The organism is Asanoa ferruginea (assembly GCF_003387075.1).
Classification (GTDB): Bacteria; Actinomycetota; Actinomycetes; order Mycobacteriales; family Micromonosporaceae; genus Asanoa; species Asanoa ferruginea.
In genome coordinates this window covers 955,966-970,309 of sequence record NZ_QUMQ01000001.1, presented here as the reverse complement: position 1 = coordinate 970,309, position 14,344 = coordinate 955,966, and the positions used below count along the sequence as shown (strand labels likewise).

Here is a 14,344-nt window from a genome sequence, read left to right as displayed (position 1 = left end):
CGGGACGCCGGGCAGCCGAGCGAAATGCTGACTGCCCAGCGTCCCGGTTACTCTTTACTGTTGTGACCGCTGCCGATTACTCCGACCAGCTCAAAACCCTCGACGCCACCTTGCGCAACATCGAGGCCGTCCTCGACGTCGATAAGCTGCGCCGGGACAAGGCCGCCCTGGAAGAGCAGGCTTCGGCCCCCGACCTGTGGGACGACCAGGCCCGGGCGCAGGTGGTCACCTCCAAGCTCTCTCACGTCAACTCCGAGATCGAGCGGCTCGGTGCCCTGCGCGCCCGGCTCGACGACGCCAACGTGCTGCTCGAGCTCGCCGAGGGCGAGTCCGACCCGGGCACCCTGGCCGAGGTCGGCTCGGAGATCACCGCCCTGCACAAGGCGATCGAGGAGATGGAGGTCCGCACCCTCCTCGCCGGTGAATACGACTCGCGGGAGGCGCTGGTCGCGATCCGCGCCGGCGCGGGTGGGGTCGACGCGGCCGACTTCGCCGAGATGCTGCTGCGGATGTATCTGCGCTGGGCCGAGCGGCACAACTACGCGACCGAGGTCTACGACACCTCGTACGCGGAAGAAGCGGGTTTGAAGTCAGCGACCTTCGCGGTGAAGGCGCCTTATGCCTACGGCACGCTCAGTGTCGAGTCGGGCACTCACCGGCTGGTCCGGATCAGCCCGTTCGACAACCAGGGGCGGCGGCAGACCAGTTTCGCCGGCGTCGAGGTGCTGCCGGTGACCGAGCAGACCGACCACATCGACATCCCGGAGAACGACATCCGGGTCGACGTCTACCGGTCGTCGGGCCCGGGTGGCCAGAGCGTCAACACGACCGACTCCGCCGTCCGGATCACCCACATCCCGACCGGCATCGTGGTCACTTGCCAGAACGAGAAGTCGCAGCTCCAGAACAAGGCCTCGGCGCTTCGGGTGCTCCAGAGCCGGCTGCTCGAGCGCAAGCGCCAGGAGGAGCAGACCAAGCTCGACGGCCTCAAGACCGACGCCGCCGGCTCGTGGGGCGACCAGATGCGCTCCTATGTGCTCCACCCTTATCAGATGGTGAAAGACCTACGAACTGAGGAGGAGACGGGCAACCCCTCGGCGGTGTTCGACGGCGAGATCGACGAGTTCATCGAGGCCGGGATCCGTTGGCGCAAGCAGCGTGAGGTCGAAGTAGACCCTGCATAGCCCGTTATTCTCAGTGACTCTGCGTGCACGCCTCTACCGATTGTGTGGAATAAATTTCGGCCTTTCCGGCAATACGGTCACGATGGATGCCGGGAGGCTTGGAGTTTTCGTTACACCGCGTAGACTCACGACCCGTGATTCAGCTCGAGCACGTGACCAAGACTTACCCGAAGGCGTCGCGGCCCTCGCTTGACGAGGTCAACGTCGGGATCGAGAAGGGCGAGTTCGTCTTCTTCATCGGCCCGTCCGGATCCGGCAAGTCGACGATCATCAAGCTGCTGCTGCACGAGGTCACCCCCAACCGCGGCAAGGTGCACGTCAACGGACGCGACGTGACGGCGATGCGGTCGTGGAAGATCCCGGCCTTCCGTCGGCAGATCGGCTGCGTGTTCCAGGACTTCCGCCTGCTACCCAACCGCACCGCCTACGAGAACGTGGCGTTCGCCCTCGAGGTGATCGGCAAGACCAAGGCCGTCGCCCGGCGGGTGGTCCCCGAGGTTCTCGAGTTGGTGGGCCTGGGCGGCAAGGAGCACCGCTACCCCCACGAGCTATCCGGTGGTGAGCAGCAGCGGGTCGCCGTGGCGCGCGCGTTCGTCAACCGGCCGCTCATCCTGCTGGCCGACGAGCCGACCGGAAACCTCGACCCCGACACGTCGATCGAGATCATGCGGTTGCTCGACCGGATCAACCGGACCGGCACCACGGTCGTGATGGTCACCCACGACTCCAACATCGTCAACCAGATGCGCCGGCGCGTCGTCGAGATCGAGAGTGGTCGCATCGTTCGCGACCAGGCTCGCGGCGTCTACGGCTGAGGTGCGGTTCCCCCACCGCGCATATCTCGCCACCCGGCAATTCGGTTAGTCCAGCGGAGCTCCGGAAGGAATCCCCCCGATGCGGTTGAAGTACGTTATGTCCGAGGTGATGGTCGGACTCTGGCGCAACGTGACGATGACCATCGCCATGGTCATCACGATGGCAGTTTCGTTGTTGATGCTGGGCGCCAGTGGCCTGATCTACACGCAGGTCAAGGACATGAAGGCGTACTACTACGACAAGATCGAAGTCGCCATCTTCCTGAAGCCCGACATCAGCGACGACCAGCGGGCCAGTCTCGAAGGCGCGCTGAAGGCCGACCCCCTGGTTCGTGAGGTCATCTACGAGTCCAAGGACGAGGCGTTCAAGAAGTTCCAGACGATGTTCTCGGACGTGCCCGCGGTCGTCGACGCGGTCAAGCCGGGCCAGTTGCCGGAGTCGTTCCGGGTCGGCCTGAAGAATCCCGAGCAATATCAACAGGTCCGCGAGGCCTATGTGGGCAAGGACGGGGTCGACCAGATCATCGACCAACGCAACCTGCTCGAAAAGATCTTCAATATCCTCGGCTCCGTGCAGACGGGGGCGCTGGTAGCAGCCAGCGTGATGGCCATCGCGGCCCTGTTGCTGGTCGGCAACACGATCCAGGTCGCGGCCTACAGCAAACGCCGAGAAGTCGCGGTGATGAAGCTCGTCGGCGCGTCCAACTGGTTCATACAGGCGCCCTTCGTGCTGGAGGCGGTGGTCGCCGGCTTGTTGGGTTCGATCATCGGCTTCGGCTTACTAGCGGTCGGCAAGATAGTCCTGCTCGACGGCTCGTTGCAGGAGCTGACCGACCTGCTGACACCGCTGTCCTGGAGCAAGGTGCTGATCATGCTGCCGCTGATGGCCCTGGCCGGAAGCTTGATCAGCTCGGTCACCGCCTGGGTCACCCTCCGCTTCTACCTGCGGGTCTAGCTCCCCGAGGCGCCGAGCACCGATGCGCCCGTCACGTCGCGAGAGCGGCGTGGCGGGCGCGGTCTATGTGCCGCTTGTTATTCCGTTTCGCCTTTGCGCCCTCTGCGCCGTAGGTAGCGTCAAGCTCACGTGCGGGTGAAGGGTGCGTGATGTACTCCTATCGCAGGAAAAGTCCGATACTAGTGGGGCTGCTGGCAGCCGTGGTCATGGTGACCGCGCTCCCGGCGGGGGCGGCACAGGCCGACCCGAGAGACGACAAGAAACGGATCGACGCCGAGGTCGCCCGGGCGTCATCGATCCTGGAGGGCGCCACGGAGCGCGCTCAGGAGGCGGCCCGCCAACTCATCTCGGCCAGCGGGAAGCTGCCCGCCGCCCAGGAGATGGTGATCGAGAGCAAGGGTCAGGTGGTCGCCGCCCAGGTGCGGGCGGAGACGGCGCAGCGCAAGGCCGAACTCGCCCAGGCCGAGGTCGCCGGCGCCCAGAAGCGGTTCGCGGCGGCCGACAAGGAACGCCGGGAAGGCCAGCAGCGGATCGGCGAGTTGGCCGCCGCGGCCTACAAGGGCAGCGGGATCGCCAACCTCAACATGCTCATGCAGGCGGACAGCCCGACCGAGGCGATCTACCGCTTCGGCTATGTCGACCGGGTCATGGCCGACCAGCAGCGGACCGTCACCAGCTACCTCGACGCGCTCGCCGTCGCCCGCCGCGAGGAGAACGACGCGACGCTGGCCCGGGCCAGGGCCGACGAGGCGGTGCTCACGGTCGACACGGCCGTCGACAACGCCTCAGTCGCCGAGGACCGGGCCGAAGACGCGGTGCGCGAGGTCGCCGAACTGGTCCGGCTGAAGGAGGAGGCCCTCACCGCCGCACAGGAGGAGCGGGCCGCGAGCCTCCAGAAATACAAGGACGCCAAGGAGGAGTCGGCCAGGATCACGGCGGCCCTGAAGGCCTGGGAAGCCAAGCAGAAGGCGGCGGCCGAGGCCAAGCTCTCCGCCGGCCGGTTGCTGACACCGGTGCACGGGGAGAAGTCGAGCGACTTCGGCAACCGGTTCGATCCCTACTACGGAGTCTGGCAGTTGCACGCCGGGGTGGACCTGGCGGCCGACGGCGGCACACCGATCCACGCCGCCGCCGCGGGCAAGGTGATCATGGCGGGCTGGAACGGTGGCTACGGCAACTACACCTGCATCAGCCACGGCAAATACCATGGCAAGTCGCTGTCGACCTGCTACGGGCACCAGTCCAAGATCCTGGTCCATGAGGGACAGCAGGTGAAGCGCGGTGAACTGATCGGCCGGGTCGGCACGACCGGCGCCTCGACCGGCGACCACCTGCACTTCGAGGTGCGCCTCGACGGTGAGCCGGTGCAACCGCTGACCTTCCTGGCACCCTGCCTCTGCTAGCTCTTTCCGCTAGTCGCGGCCCGCGCCCTGGTGGCGCGGGCCGCTCCGCGTGTAACCCGGATGTCGATCACGTGCGTGGCGGGTAACATTGCACAGTTGTCCGAGCGAAAGAGGTCGAAGTCGTGCCGCGGGAAAAAGGCCGCAAGGTCGTCACCTCCAACCGCAAGGCCTGGCATGACTACGCCATCCTCGACACCTACGAGGCCGGGATGGCGTTGACCGGCACCGAGGTCAAGTCACTGCGGATGGGCCGGGCGTCACTGGTCGACGCGTTCGCACAGGAGCGCGGCGGCGAGTTCTACCTCTACGGGATGCACATTCCCGAATACAGCCAGGGCACGTGGACCAACCACGAGCCGCGCCGCACCCGCAAGCTGCTGCTCAACAAGATCGAGATCGACCGCCTCCAGGGCAAGCTCAAGGAGAGCGGGCTGACGCTGGTGCCGCTGTCGGTCTACTTCAACGACGGCTGGGCCAAGGTCGAGATCGGGTTGGCGCGCGGCAAGAAGTCCTACGACAAGCGGCAAGACCTGGCCAAGCGCGACGCCGAGCGGGAGATCCAGAAGGTCGCCGGCCGGCGCAGCAAGGGCATGGAGTGATTCGTCCCCCGGTGGGCGGTTCCAGCCTCGGGAAGAAACGGGTGGCGGGGCACGTTAGGCTGTAGTGGCTGCGAGAGACGCAGCGCGAGGGGGTGACTGGTTTCGACTTCGTCCGTTGCGACAGGGGAAGCGAGCCGAGGAAGCCAACGTCGTCTCGAAAATCGGTCGTTGGAAACTAATAAGCGCCAAGCAGAATCGCGCTCAGTTCGCCCTCGCCGCCTGACGGCGGGTTAGCGAACTTGTCGGCCTGGGATTGCCTTCGACCCAGTTAGCCGGCATCAGCTAGGAGGCTGGCCAATCGGCCCCGGTCGCGGGGGCCGCGCGGCGAGATTAATCTGCGACTGGGCCCGTCTCACCAACTCGCTCGCGTGATTGGTGGGGCCGAGTAAGGACATAGCGAGCTGCGCTCGGAGAAGCCCTGACAAGACGCCGAAGGACCCGGGTTCGATTCCCGGCACCTCCACGGTTGGGTGGGCGGGTGTGTCCGCACAGAACGCGGACCCCGCCCACCCGTCATTCCGCTCCGGGGGCCGAGCCCCCGGACACCCCGCGGTGCGGTGGTTGCTCGCCGCTTATGTGGTTGCGCAGGTCACTGTGGGTGCGCTGTTTGTTCCTTGTGTTGAGCCCAGTAAGCCGAAGGTTGTGCTGGCTCCGGCTGCCAAGGCGCCGTTGTAGGTGGCGTTGCGGATTGTTGTTGTTGAGCCGCTGGTCGTTGCGGTGCCGTTCCAGACTTGGGCTACCTGTTGGCCGTTGGGGTAGGTCAGTGTTACCAGCCAGCCGGTGATTGGGCTTGAGCCTGCCGTCACCCTTACGTCTGCTTGGAAGCCGCCCGTCCAGTTGCCGACCAAGGCGTAGGACGCTGTGCATCCTCCCGGACCAGTCGGTGGGGTTGTCGGTGGTGTGGCTGGCGGACTCGTCGGTGGGTTCGTGGGCGGGTTGGTGGGCGGGTTAGTGGGGTTGCCGGTGCCGCCGAAATTTACGTCGCTGCAGAAGTAGTAGGACTGGTCCATGTGGCTGGCTTGCCAGATTGTGTAGAACATGGCCCTGCCCGTGCGGCCGGGCACTGAGACTGGGATGTCGATTTGGACGCCCTGGCTTGCTGGTTGCCACTGGGATGCTGGGGTGTAGCCGATTTGGTTTACCAGCTGTAGGTCTGACCAGCGCAGCGGTTGGGTTGTGGGGTCGTAGCCTGGCCTTGTTACGTAGACCCGGATGTAGTCGGCTCCGTGGCTTGCCTGGTCTTGTAGGCGTAAGGCGAACGATGTGCTTACCGTTGCTGGTTTCCAGTTGCCTACTGTGTCCATGGCGTTGTAGCGGCCGCCCTCGGCGTGGCCGCCGCTGCAGAGTTGGCCGTCGGGGATGTTGGCCTGGTGGTTTCCGGCCAGACCCTCGCGGTAGAGGCCGTTCCAGTTCCACATGGCGTTCGGGTTTGCCTGCCAGGCCTGCCAGCACATGGGGTCTTCCGTGGCCATTGCTGGGTCCTGGAAGCGGGAACCCCAGCGGTCCCAGCAGCCGTAGTTGCGGGATGCCGGGTTGACCACGCTGCCGTGTGCGGAGGCCGGCGTGGTGGGCAGGAGGACGACGATGACGGCGGCCAGTGCGATGAGCGGGGCCGCCAGGAGTCGGGCGAAACGCATGAGAGCTCCACGGGTTGGTGACGGAAGCCGCCCCTCGCTTCCGTTCGCTGCGTTGCTCCCGCGGCGGGCTCAGCGTGTCACGATGGATATATCCCCGTCAATGTCCTGCGCTCTGTGCTGGTAGCCGGATAGAGCGGACAGAGTGGACTGGGCGGCTCTAGCGTCGACGGCATGGCGCATGCGCACGGGCACGGGTCGGTGGGGCCGGCGCCGCGGCGTACCCGAGTGGTGATGGCTGCGATCTTGATTCCGCTCGCCTTGCTCACCGCTATCGGGCTTGCGGTGTTGTGGCCCTACAGCGGGCCGCAGCTGATCGCCACGGACCAGCCGCCGCGGCGCGAGGCGACCGTGACCGCGGTGCATCCGGAGCCGTGCACGCAGCGGGCGTCGCGGCAGTGCGGGTCGGTGACCGTGCGGCTGACCAGCGGGCCGCAGTCCGGGCAGACGGTGACCGCGACGATCCCGGAAGGGCCGGGGTCGCCCGTGGTGTCGACCGGCGACAAGATCATCGTGGCGGAGAGCCAAACGCCGGGCGGACCGACGCAGTACGCCGTGCTCGACCATCAGCGCGGGCTGCAACTGGCGGTGCTGGTCGGCCTGTTCGCGCTGGTGACCATCGCGTTCGGTCGCTGGCAGGGGCTCGCGGCCCTGGCGGGGCTGGCGGTCAGCTTCGCGATCCTCCTCGCGTTCATCCTGCCCGCGATCGCCGTCGGCAAGCCGCCGCTGCTGATCGCCATCGTCGGCGCGTCGGCGATCATGTTCGCGGTCCTCTACCTGACCCACGGCTTCAGCGTGCAGACGTCGGTGGCCGTGCTCGGCACGCTGGTCAGCCTGGCCCTGACCGGCGGGCTGGCGGTGGCCGCCACCTCGGCGCTGCACCTGACCGGCTTCGGCAGCGAGGACACGGGCCTGCTCGCCGTCTTCCTCGGCCAGGTCGACCCGCGCGGGCTGCTGCTGGCCGGGATCGTGATCGGCACGCTCGGCGTGCTCGACGACGTCACGGTCACCCAGGCCGCCACCGTCGGCGAACTGGCCGAGGCGAACCCGGCCATGGGCGCCCGCGCCCTCTACCGCTCCGCCACCCGGATCGGCCGGGCGCACATCGCGTCGACGGTCAACACCATTGTCCTGGCGTACGCCGGCGCGTCGCTCCCGTTGCTCCTGCTCGTGATCCTCGGCGGGCAGTCGGCGTCGACGGTGCTCACCAGCGAGTTCATCGTCGACGAGATCGTGCGCAGCGTGGTCGGCACGATCGGCCTGATCGCGGCGGTGCCGGTGACCACCTGGCTGGCCGCCCTGGTGACCGCCCCGCGCTAGCGCCGTACCCACAAATGCCGCAAATGCGGGTGTTGACGGCTATACACGTCTAGCCTGCCGCAGAGGAGCACGTGCGGAAGTCCAGGAGGCTGTCGGTGTCTGCCCGCAACGGACCGCCGGGTGTCGAGGCCGTCCGGCGGGCCTTCCGCAGCCCGCTGCGCGGTACCTGGCTCACCTCGGTCCTCGGCCTCGCGCTGCTGGTCACCCTTCCGCTGGTGATCGTCACCGGGCTGCTCGACTTCATCGCCTACGGGCCGCGGTTCGGTCAGGCCTTCCCGCTGCACGTGAGCTGGATGCGGCTGCCGCTCTTCGACTGGCCGACCCGGCCGCCCTGGCTGTTCCGGCTCACCCAGGGGCTGCACGTCGGCCTCGGGATCGTGCTGGTCCCGGTGGTGCTGGCCAAGCTCTGGTCGGTGATGCCCAAGCTGTTCGTCTGGCCGCCGGCCCGCTCGGTGGCCCAGGTGTTGGAGCGCCTGTCGCTGCTGCTGCTCGTGGGCGGCATCCTGTTCGAGATCGCGACGGGCCTGCTCGACATCCAGTACGCGTACCTCTTCGGCTTCGATTTCTACACCGCCCACTACTTCGGCGCGTGGGTGTTCATCGGCGCCTTTCTCGCACACGTCGCGCTGAAGCTGCCGACCGTGGTCTCGACCCTGCGGCGTCGGCCGCCTGTCCCGGATGACCTCGTCGCCGAGCGCCCGGGGCCGTCGACGATGAGCCGCCGCGCCGCGCTCGCGCTGATCGGTGGCGGCTCGCTGCTGCTGGCCGTGTTGACCTTCGGACAGACCATCGACGGCCCATTGCGCCGCACCGCCCTGCTGTTGCCGCGGGGCCGCAACCCTGGCAACGGCCCCAACGGCTTCCAGGTCAACCGCAGCGCCGCGGCGGCCGGCATCCAGCCGGCCGAGACCGGGTCCGCATGGCAGCTGACGCTGACCGGTGGCGGCCGCACCGTGCTGCTCGACCGGCCCGCGCTGCTGGCGATGGCTCAGCACACCGCGCGGCTGCCGATCGCGTGCGTCGAGGGGTGGTCGACGATGCAGACCTGGACGGGGGTACGCCTGGCCGACCTCGCGGCGCTCGCCGGTGTGCCCGACCCGGGCTCCGCCCACGTCACGTCGCTCGAGCGGGGCGGGCTGTTCCGGCAGGCCACGCTCCAGGCCAACCAGGTCGCCGACCGCGACTCGCTGCTCGCGCTGCGGGTCAACGGGGCCGACCTGTCAGCCGACCACGGCTTCCCGGCGCGCGTCATCGTGCCGGCCCTGCCCGGCGTGCACTGCACGAAGTGGGTCGCGACCATCGACTTCCGGACCGGCACCGATGGCTGAGCGGCGCCTGAGCTACGGCGCCGGCGCACCGCACGCGGTGCTCCTGCTGGGCTGCTTCACGATCGCCGGCTGGGCGGCGTTCTTCGCCTCCGGCCAGGCCAGCCTGTGGCGGATGGGGGTGTGGTTCGTCGGGTCGGCCGTGGCCCACGACTGGGTGCTCTTCCCGATCTACGCGGGCGTCGACCGGCTGTTGCGCCGCGCGACCCGGGCCGACCGCCCCGACCGGATCGCGGTGCTCAACCACATCCGGGTGCCGGCGTTGGGTGCGGCGCTGCTGTTCCTGGTCTTCCTGCCGGGCATCCTCGACCTCCGCGGCGGCACCTACGAGGCGGCCACGGGACAACACCGCGTCTCGTACGCCATCCGCTGGTTATGGGTCAGTGGGGCGCTCTTCCTGCTCAGCTTCGTGGTGCTGGCGATCCGCCGGGCCCGGCGCCGCTGACCTCCGCGTCCTCCGCTCGGTTCGCCTCCTCGGCTTCGACGTGGTGGATCAGTTCGCGGCGAACGGCGCGCAGCGCGGTGGGGTTGTGCGGCGGCAGGCAGGCGCCCTTGACCGTCATGATGATGAGCGAGGCGAGCGCCGCGGCGCGGGGTTTGGGCAGCGGGGCCAGCATCGCCTGGAGGTTGGTGCGCCAGCGGGCTTCCGAGGCGGCGACGACTTCCGCCACCACCGGGTCGCGTTCGCCCTGTAGGGCGAGTTCGGTCAGCACGTGGCCGAGCCGCGGGTCGCGTTCGAGCAACGTGAAGAGCCGGCGCAGGTGAGCGGCCACCCGGGTGCGCGGGTCGGTGCTGGGCGGCGGCGTGGCGTTGCGGGCGAACAGCTCGTGCGCCCGGTCAACCACCGCGCGGATCAGCTCCTCCTTGCTGGTCAGGTGGTAGTGCACGGTCGCGATGTTGACCCCGGCCGCCGCGGCCACGTCGCGCATCCGCAGGCCGGGTAGGCCCTTCTCGGCCACACAGCGGTAGGCGGCGTCGACGATCTCCGCCCGCCTCGCGTCGGTTCCGGCTCGCATCTTGCGACCGTACCCCTTCTTGGGCGTACTCTCCAATCAATCACTTGATTGGAGAAGTGCTTATGTCCAAGCGGACCCAGGCGGCGCTCAACGCCGTCATGCGCCTAGTGCTGGCGACACCGTTGCTGCACCGGGCGGTCAGCGGCCGGGTGCTGGTGATCGACGTCGTCGGCCGGCGAACCGGTCGCCGCTACCGGTTTCCGGTCGGCTACGTGCGGGGCGACGGCGAGCTGCTGGTCGGCACCGGCGGGCGCTGGCGGCGCAACCTGCGACCCGGCGAGCAGGTCAAGGTCACCGTGGCGCGGCGGCGCCGCACGATGACCGCCGAGGTGGTCACCGACGAGTCGGCCATCACGCCGCTCTACCGCACGATCCTGGCCGGGAATCCGGTGCACGGACGGTATGCGCAGATCCGGCACGAGCCCGACGGCACTCCTGACGCGGGCGATCTGCGGGCCGCGTTGGCGCGAGGTGTCGCGGTCGTGCGGCTGCGTCCCGCGATCAGCACCGCTTCCCGGTAGCGCTGATCTCCCGCTCGACGTTGTCCTTCAGAATGGCCTTGGCGCCGCCCTTGAGCGGCACGGCGACGACCGGATGCTTGCGCCGTTGCAACGTGAGCGTCTGGTAGTGCGTCCGGTCGGTGTCGTTGAGCAACAACCAACTCGTCGCGCACGACCGCGGCGCCGGCCGGTTGTTGTTGAAGACCTCGATCCGCACATCGACCGCGAACGAGACCTGCACGGTCCCGTCGACCAGCGGGACGAGTTCGGGCCGCACCTCGCCCGGCGTGACCGTGTAGGCCCGGTAGACGCTCGGGCCGCGCGCGCCGGCGAACTTGGTCGCGATGTCGGTGATGCCGTCGTCGCCGATGCCGTCGAGGGCCAGGACCTCGTCGGAGACGACCTTGCCGGCCTTAGCCGACCGGTTCACCCAGTCGGCGAACCGCTGCGCGCTGGTGGCCGGATCGAAGGCAAGGTCGGCGACCGGCGGCAACGGCGCGAGGTAGCCGTCGGACATCTTCGGCCGGACCGAGTAGGACTCCGCCGTGCTCATCCGGAAGTCCCGCATCGTCCACGGCGCCGTCGGGCCGTCGCGGGTCATCAGCGCGTAGATGAACCCGGTGCGGCCGTCACCCATCGCACTGCGCGCGGTCGCGACGAAGTAGGCGGGGTAGCCGTTCTGACCGCGCGGCAAACCGACCTCGAGGTTGGTGATCTCGTTGGTGCGCAGACCGCTGTAGCTTTCGAGCAGCCCGCTGACGAAGATCGTGGCGGGCTGCTCGAAACGATCGAAGCGGCCCGCCCGGCCCTCGCTCCAGACGCTGGTGAAGACGATGCGGGCGGCGGCCGGGTCGACGGTCTCCGCCTGGACCGCGGCGGCAGGTTGCCGCGGCCAGGCGACGGCGAACGCCGCCGCGAGCAACACGACGACGGCGACCACCGGGACGAATGCCCCGGCCCGCCGTTTGGACGCCGGCTCGCCGGCCGGCACGGGGACGACCAGCCCCGGTGCCGGGTAGGCGGCAGGCGGGTTGGTGGCTTGTGTTGGTGCGGCGTCCGCTGACGGCTGGGTTTCGGCCGGGCTGGCGGTTGGCGTTGCTATGAGGTCCGCTGACGCCAGGGCGTCGCGGGGGATGGCGGCTGGCGTCGGCGCCGCGTCCGCGGCAGGCGCGGCTTGGCGCGGGATCGTGGGCTCGGCTGGCGCAGCGCCCGCTGCCGGCAGCGCGTCACGCGGGATCGCGCCCTGCGCCGCGGCCGTCTGCGCTTCCGGCGCGGCGTTGGACGGTGTGCTCGCAGCTTGCGTGGCCGCCATCTCCGCTTCCAGGGCGGCATTAGAGGGGCTGGCGGCCTGCGCCGCCGTCTCCGGTTCGACAGCGGCGTTGGGGAATAGGTTCGCGCCCTGCGTCGCCGCTACCTCCGCTTCGAGTGCGGGGTTGGGCGGTGGGCTCGGGGGTTGCGTTGCCGCCGTGTCTGCTTCGAGCGCGGGGTTGGGCAACGGGCTCGCGGCTTGCGCCGCCGCCGTGTCTGCTTCGAGCGCGGGGTTGGGCAACGGGCTCGCGGCTTGCGCCGCCGCCGTGTCCGCTTCGCGCGCGGAGTTGGGCGGCCGGCTCGCGGCTTGCGTTGCCAAGGTCTCCGCCGCTGGCGGGGTTTCGCCCGGCATAGTCGCTTGCGTCGCCGCGGCGTCCGTAGACGGCAGGGCATCGAGCGGTCGCGTGACCGCCGCGGCCTCCGGTGCCGGCGCAGCCGCAGCCGGCCCGAGCGACGGAGCCGACACGGCCACCGACCGGCGTCCTTTCTGGACCAGGCCCAGCCACAGCATGGCCACCAAGAGCAGCACGAAGGACCCCACCGGCACAAACCAGATCCACCGGTCGAACGGGCTGGCGGCGCCGGACTCGTGTAGCAGCGCGGCCTCGCCGATCCCGGCGACCACCGCGAACGGCGCCGCGAGCAACCCCCGCCAGACGATTCGCACGCGGCGCCAGCGGAGCAGCAGCACCGCCCCGACGACGCCGATCAGCAGTGCCGCGCCGCCCAGGATGCCGGCGCCGGTTTGGTAGATCGGGCGGTCGGCGACCACCGTGAAGCGTGCCACGCAGGAGCCGATCCGGAGATCGACGCCGGCCTCGCGGGTCACCGTGCCGAACCCGCTGTCGGCGACCGCGTAAAGCGCGTCGCGGGTGCCGCCCGTGGTCATGTGTCGGGCCACGCCCGCGACCACGATGTCGGCGCGTGACCCGTCGCCGAGCGTGCCGCCGCGGATGACCACGACCGGCGTCTTGCCCCGGGGAATCAGCCAGGTCGCGCCGTGATGCAGCGGTGTGCCGGCCGGCGCGACCTCGGGGCGCTCCAGCGCCAGGGCCGCGGCGGCGTCTGGCGCTGGAGCGCTGTAGCCGGTGATCGCGCAGGCATCGGGCGCCGCGGCGGCGGGGGTGGGCGCGAACAGCAGGGCGCCGGCCACGACACCCAGCGGCACCGCCCAGAATCGACCGTTCATCTCGGCTGGCCCCCCGTGACGCGACGAGAATGGTGCCGGGAAAACTAGCAACGGCGACGATGACTGTCGATCGGCTTTGTGGACAGATGAGGCTCAGGTGGCGACGCGCTGAAGGGCCGCGGCCAGGGTCTTGAGGTCGATGCCGGCCAGGTGGTCGAGGAAATGCCGGCGCACGGCGCCCAGGTTGCTCGGCCAGGCTTCCTCCAGGCGGGCGAGGCCGGCGTCGGTGAGGACGGCGTGCCACCATCGACCGTCTTGCTCATATTGGACGCGCCGCACGAAGCCCGCCCGCTCGAGTTTGTGCACGATGCGGCTCACGCCGCTGAGTGACATCTCGCAGGCGGCCGCCAGCTCGCTCATCCGCAGTTGCCGGTCGGGGGCCTCGGAGAGGTGCATCAGGCACAGGTATTCGGAGATCGGCATGCCCTGCTCGCGGACCATGTCGGCGTCGATGGCCCGGGGCAGCACGTAGATCACCCGGTTGAGCGCCCGGACGACGGCCTCTTCGTCGGGGCTGAGCGGTGTCATCATCGCGCCGCCACCGGGTCGCGGCCGATGAAAGCGACCAGCTTCGCCACCGTGGGCGCGTCGGCGCTGACCTCGACCTCGTAGCCGAACGTCTTTCCCGGGCCTCGGTAGCCGGGCTGCAACATGCCGCGGGCCGCGTCGAGGGCCACCTGCGCCTCGGCGTCGGTGAAGGGGACCGGCTGGCCCGTTGCGACCGCCAGGTCCCAACCGTGGCCGATGTATTCGATCAGCATCACCCCGAGCAGCGGGCCGGCCTCGGCACCCAGCGCGGCGAGCGCCCGCCGGCCCGCGGCGGCGAACTCGGCGGCCGGATCGGCGCCCGACCGGTATTGGTTGGGGTCGGCCTGGTGCTCGACGCCCGCCGCCCGGTCGGCGAACATCCGCAGCCAGCCGACCAGATGGTCGGTGAGCGCCGCCACGTCAAGGTCGGGGCAGGGCGTCGGCAGCCCCCGTTGCTCCGGCGCGACCCCGGTGATGAGCGTCGTCGTCTTGTCGAGAACGGTGGACAGCGTGGCGACGTCAGCAGGCATACAACAAAGGCTAGGCCCCGGGTCCGACAAGAACCCGG

The 14,344-nt window shown here is 69.2% G+C and carries 14 protein-coding genes and 1 other RNA gene; 10 read left to right on the top strand and 5 right to left on the bottom strand.

What is annotated here, in order from left to right:
* Positions 1 to 62: 62 nt before the first annotated feature.
* The 6 genes from prfB (at position 63) to ssrA (ending at position 5,422) form a co-directional block, all read left to right on the top strand.
* A complete protein-coding gene (gene prfB / locus DFJ67_RS04810) occupies positions 63 to 1,184 on the top strand; it encodes a peptide chain release factor 2 (RefSeq protein WP_116066773.1) in 1,122 nt (373 codons plus the stop codon).
* A gap of 134 nt (positions 1,185 to 1,318) precedes the next feature.
* Positions 1,319 to 1,999 (top strand): cell division ATP-binding protein FtsE, encoded by a 681-nt coding sequence (gene ftsE / locus DFJ67_RS04805; protein ID WP_116066772.1) that lies wholly within the window; start codon positions 1,319 to 1,321, stop codon positions 1,997 to 1,999.
* Positions 2,000 to 2,078: 79 nt separating this feature from the next.
* The gene (ftsX, locus tag DFJ67_RS04800) at positions 2,079 to 2,954 is read left to right on the top strand and encodes a permease-like cell division protein FtsX (RefSeq protein ID WP_116066771.1); all 876 of its coding nucleotides are present in this window, start codon (positions 2,079 to 2,081) and stop codon (positions 2,952 to 2,954) included.
* 182 nt (positions 2,955 to 3,136) lie between these two features.
* Positions 3,137 to 4,357, top strand: a complete 1,221-nt coding sequence (locus DFJ67_RS04795) for a M23 family metallopeptidase (RefSeq protein WP_239097211.1) — start codon at positions 3,137 to 3,139, stop codon at positions 4,355 to 4,357.
* 122 nt (positions 4,358 to 4,479) lie between these two features.
* Complete coding sequence (gene smpB / locus DFJ67_RS04790) at positions 4,480 to 4,956, top strand: SsrA-binding protein SmpB (RefSeq protein ID WP_116066769.1); 477 nt, start codon at positions 4,480 to 4,482, stop codon at positions 4,954 to 4,956.
* An 88-nt stretch (positions 4,957 to 5,044) separates the two neighbouring features.
* Positions 5,045 to 5,422, top strand: a transfer-messenger RNA (tmRNA) gene (gene ssrA / locus DFJ67_RS04785).
* A 106-nt stretch (positions 5,423 to 5,528) separates the two neighbouring features.
* On the opposite strand, the gene DFJ67_RS04780 is transcribed toward ssrA, so the two are convergent.
* Positions 5,529 to 6,593, bottom strand: coding sequence for a lytic polysaccharide monooxygenase (locus DFJ67_RS04780; protein ID WP_116066768.1), 1,065 nt, complete (start codon positions 6,591 to 6,593; stop codon positions 5,529 to 5,531).
* A 231-nt stretch (positions 6,594 to 6,824) separates the two neighbouring features.
* Between DFJ67_RS04780 and DFJ67_RS04775 the strand changes: the two genes are divergently transcribed.
* The 3 genes from DFJ67_RS04775 to DFJ67_RS04765 all read left to right on the top strand — a co-directional run bounded on the left by DFJ67_RS04775 (position 6,825) and on the right by DFJ67_RS04765 (position 9,680).
* Positions 6,825 to 7,910 (top strand): YibE/F family protein, encoded by a 1,086-nt coding sequence (locus DFJ67_RS04775; RefSeq protein WP_239097210.1) that lies wholly within the window; start codon positions 6,825 to 6,827, stop codon positions 7,908 to 7,910.
* A 95-nt stretch (positions 7,911 to 8,005) separates the two neighbouring features.
* Positions 8,006 to 9,238, top strand: a complete 1,233-nt coding sequence (locus tag DFJ67_RS04770; RefSeq protein WP_308442529.1) for a molybdopterin-dependent oxidoreductase — start codon at positions 8,006 to 8,008, stop codon at positions 9,236 to 9,238.
* On the top strand, positions 9,231 to 9,680 hold the full coding sequence (locus DFJ67_RS04765; RefSeq protein WP_116066766.1) for a hypothetical protein: 450 nt from the start codon (positions 9,231 to 9,233) through the stop codon (positions 9,678 to 9,680). The genes DFJ67_RS04770 and DFJ67_RS04765 overlap by 8 nt, the downstream gene beginning before the upstream one ends.
* On the opposite strand, the gene DFJ67_RS04760 is transcribed toward DFJ67_RS04765, so the two are convergent.
* Entirely contained in the window at positions 9,637 to 10,251 is a 615-nt protein-coding gene (locus tag DFJ67_RS04760) for a TetR/AcrR family transcriptional regulator (RefSeq protein ID WP_116066765.1), read from the bottom strand. The two genes, DFJ67_RS04765 and DFJ67_RS04760, sit on opposite strands and share 44 nt — an antisense overlap.
* A 62-nt stretch (positions 10,252 to 10,313) precedes the next feature.
* Here DFJ67_RS04760 and DFJ67_RS04755 point away from each other — a divergent pair, with 62 nt between their 5' ends.
* Positions 10,314 to 10,772 carry a nitroreductase/quinone reductase family protein gene (locus DFJ67_RS04755; RefSeq protein WP_116066764.1) on the top strand — a complete coding sequence of 153 codons (459 nt, stop codon included), beginning with the start codon at positions 10,314 to 10,316 and terminating at the stop codon, positions 10,770 to 10,772.
* Here the strand turns inward: DFJ67_RS04755 and DFJ67_RS04750 are convergent.
* The 3 genes from DFJ67_RS04750 to DFJ67_RS04740 all read right to left on the bottom strand — a co-directional run bounded on the left by DFJ67_RS04750 (position 10,753) and on the right by DFJ67_RS04740 (position 14,306).
* Positions 10,753 to 13,248 (bottom strand): hypothetical protein, encoded by a 2,496-nt coding sequence (locus tag DFJ67_RS04750; protein ID WP_116066763.1) that lies wholly within the window; start codon positions 13,246 to 13,248, stop codon positions 10,753 to 10,755. The genes DFJ67_RS04755 and DFJ67_RS04750 overlap by 20 nt on opposite strands.
* Before the next feature lie 93 nt (positions 13,249 to 13,341).
* The gene (locus DFJ67_RS04745; protein WP_116066762.1) at positions 13,342 to 13,779 is read right to left on the bottom strand and encodes a MarR family winged helix-turn-helix transcriptional regulator; all 438 of its coding nucleotides are present in this window, start codon (positions 13,777 to 13,779) and stop codon (positions 13,342 to 13,344) included.
* On the bottom strand, positions 13,776 to 14,306 hold the full coding sequence (locus tag DFJ67_RS04740) for a maleylpyruvate isomerase family mycothiol-dependent enzyme (RefSeq protein WP_116066761.1): 531 nt from the start codon (positions 14,304 to 14,306) through the stop codon (positions 13,776 to 13,778). The genes DFJ67_RS04745 and DFJ67_RS04740 overlap by 4 nt, the downstream gene beginning before the upstream one ends.
* Between the last annotated feature and the right edge of the window lie 38 nt (positions 14,307 to 14,344).

What these genes read in the sequence shown, in the direction of transcription:
- DFJ67_RS04780 (WP_116066768.1), bottom strand. Translation starts at nt 6,593, where the DNA reads ATGCGTTTCGCCCGACTCCTGGCGGCCCCGCTCATCGCACTGGCCGCC.
- DFJ67_RS04775 (WP_239097210.1), top strand. Translation starts at nt 6,825, where the DNA reads ATGGCTGCGATCTTGATTCCGCTCGCCTTGCTCACCGCTATCGGGCTT.
- DFJ67_RS04740 (WP_116066761.1), bottom strand. Translation starts at nt 14,306, where the DNA reads ATGCCTGCTGACGTCGCCACGCTGTCCACCGTTCTCGACAAGACGACG.
- DFJ67_RS04750 (WP_116066763.1), bottom strand. Translation starts at nt 13,248, where the DNA reads ATGAACGGTCGATTCTGGGCGGTGCCGCTGGGTGTCGTGGCCGGCGCC.
- DFJ67_RS04760 (WP_116066765.1), bottom strand. Translation starts at nt 10,251, where the DNA reads ATGCGAGCCGGAACCGACGCGAGGCGGGCGGAGATCGTCGACGCCGCC.
- DFJ67_RS04755 (WP_116066764.1), top strand. Translation starts at nt 10,314, where the DNA reads ATGTCCAAGCGGACCCAGGCGGCGCTCAACGCCGTCATGCGCCTAGTG.
- ftsX (WP_116066771.1), top strand. Translation starts at nt 2,079, where the DNA reads ATGCGGTTGAAGTACGTTATGTCCGAGGTGATGGTCGGACTCTGGCGC.
- DFJ67_RS04765 (WP_116066766.1), top strand. Translation starts at nt 9,231, where the DNA reads ATGGCTGAGCGGCGCCTGAGCTACGGCGCCGGCGCACCGCACGCGGTG.
- DFJ67_RS04745 (WP_116066762.1), bottom strand. Translation starts at nt 13,779, where the DNA reads ATGATGACACCGCTCAGCCCCGACGAAGAGGCCGTCGTCCGGGCGCTC.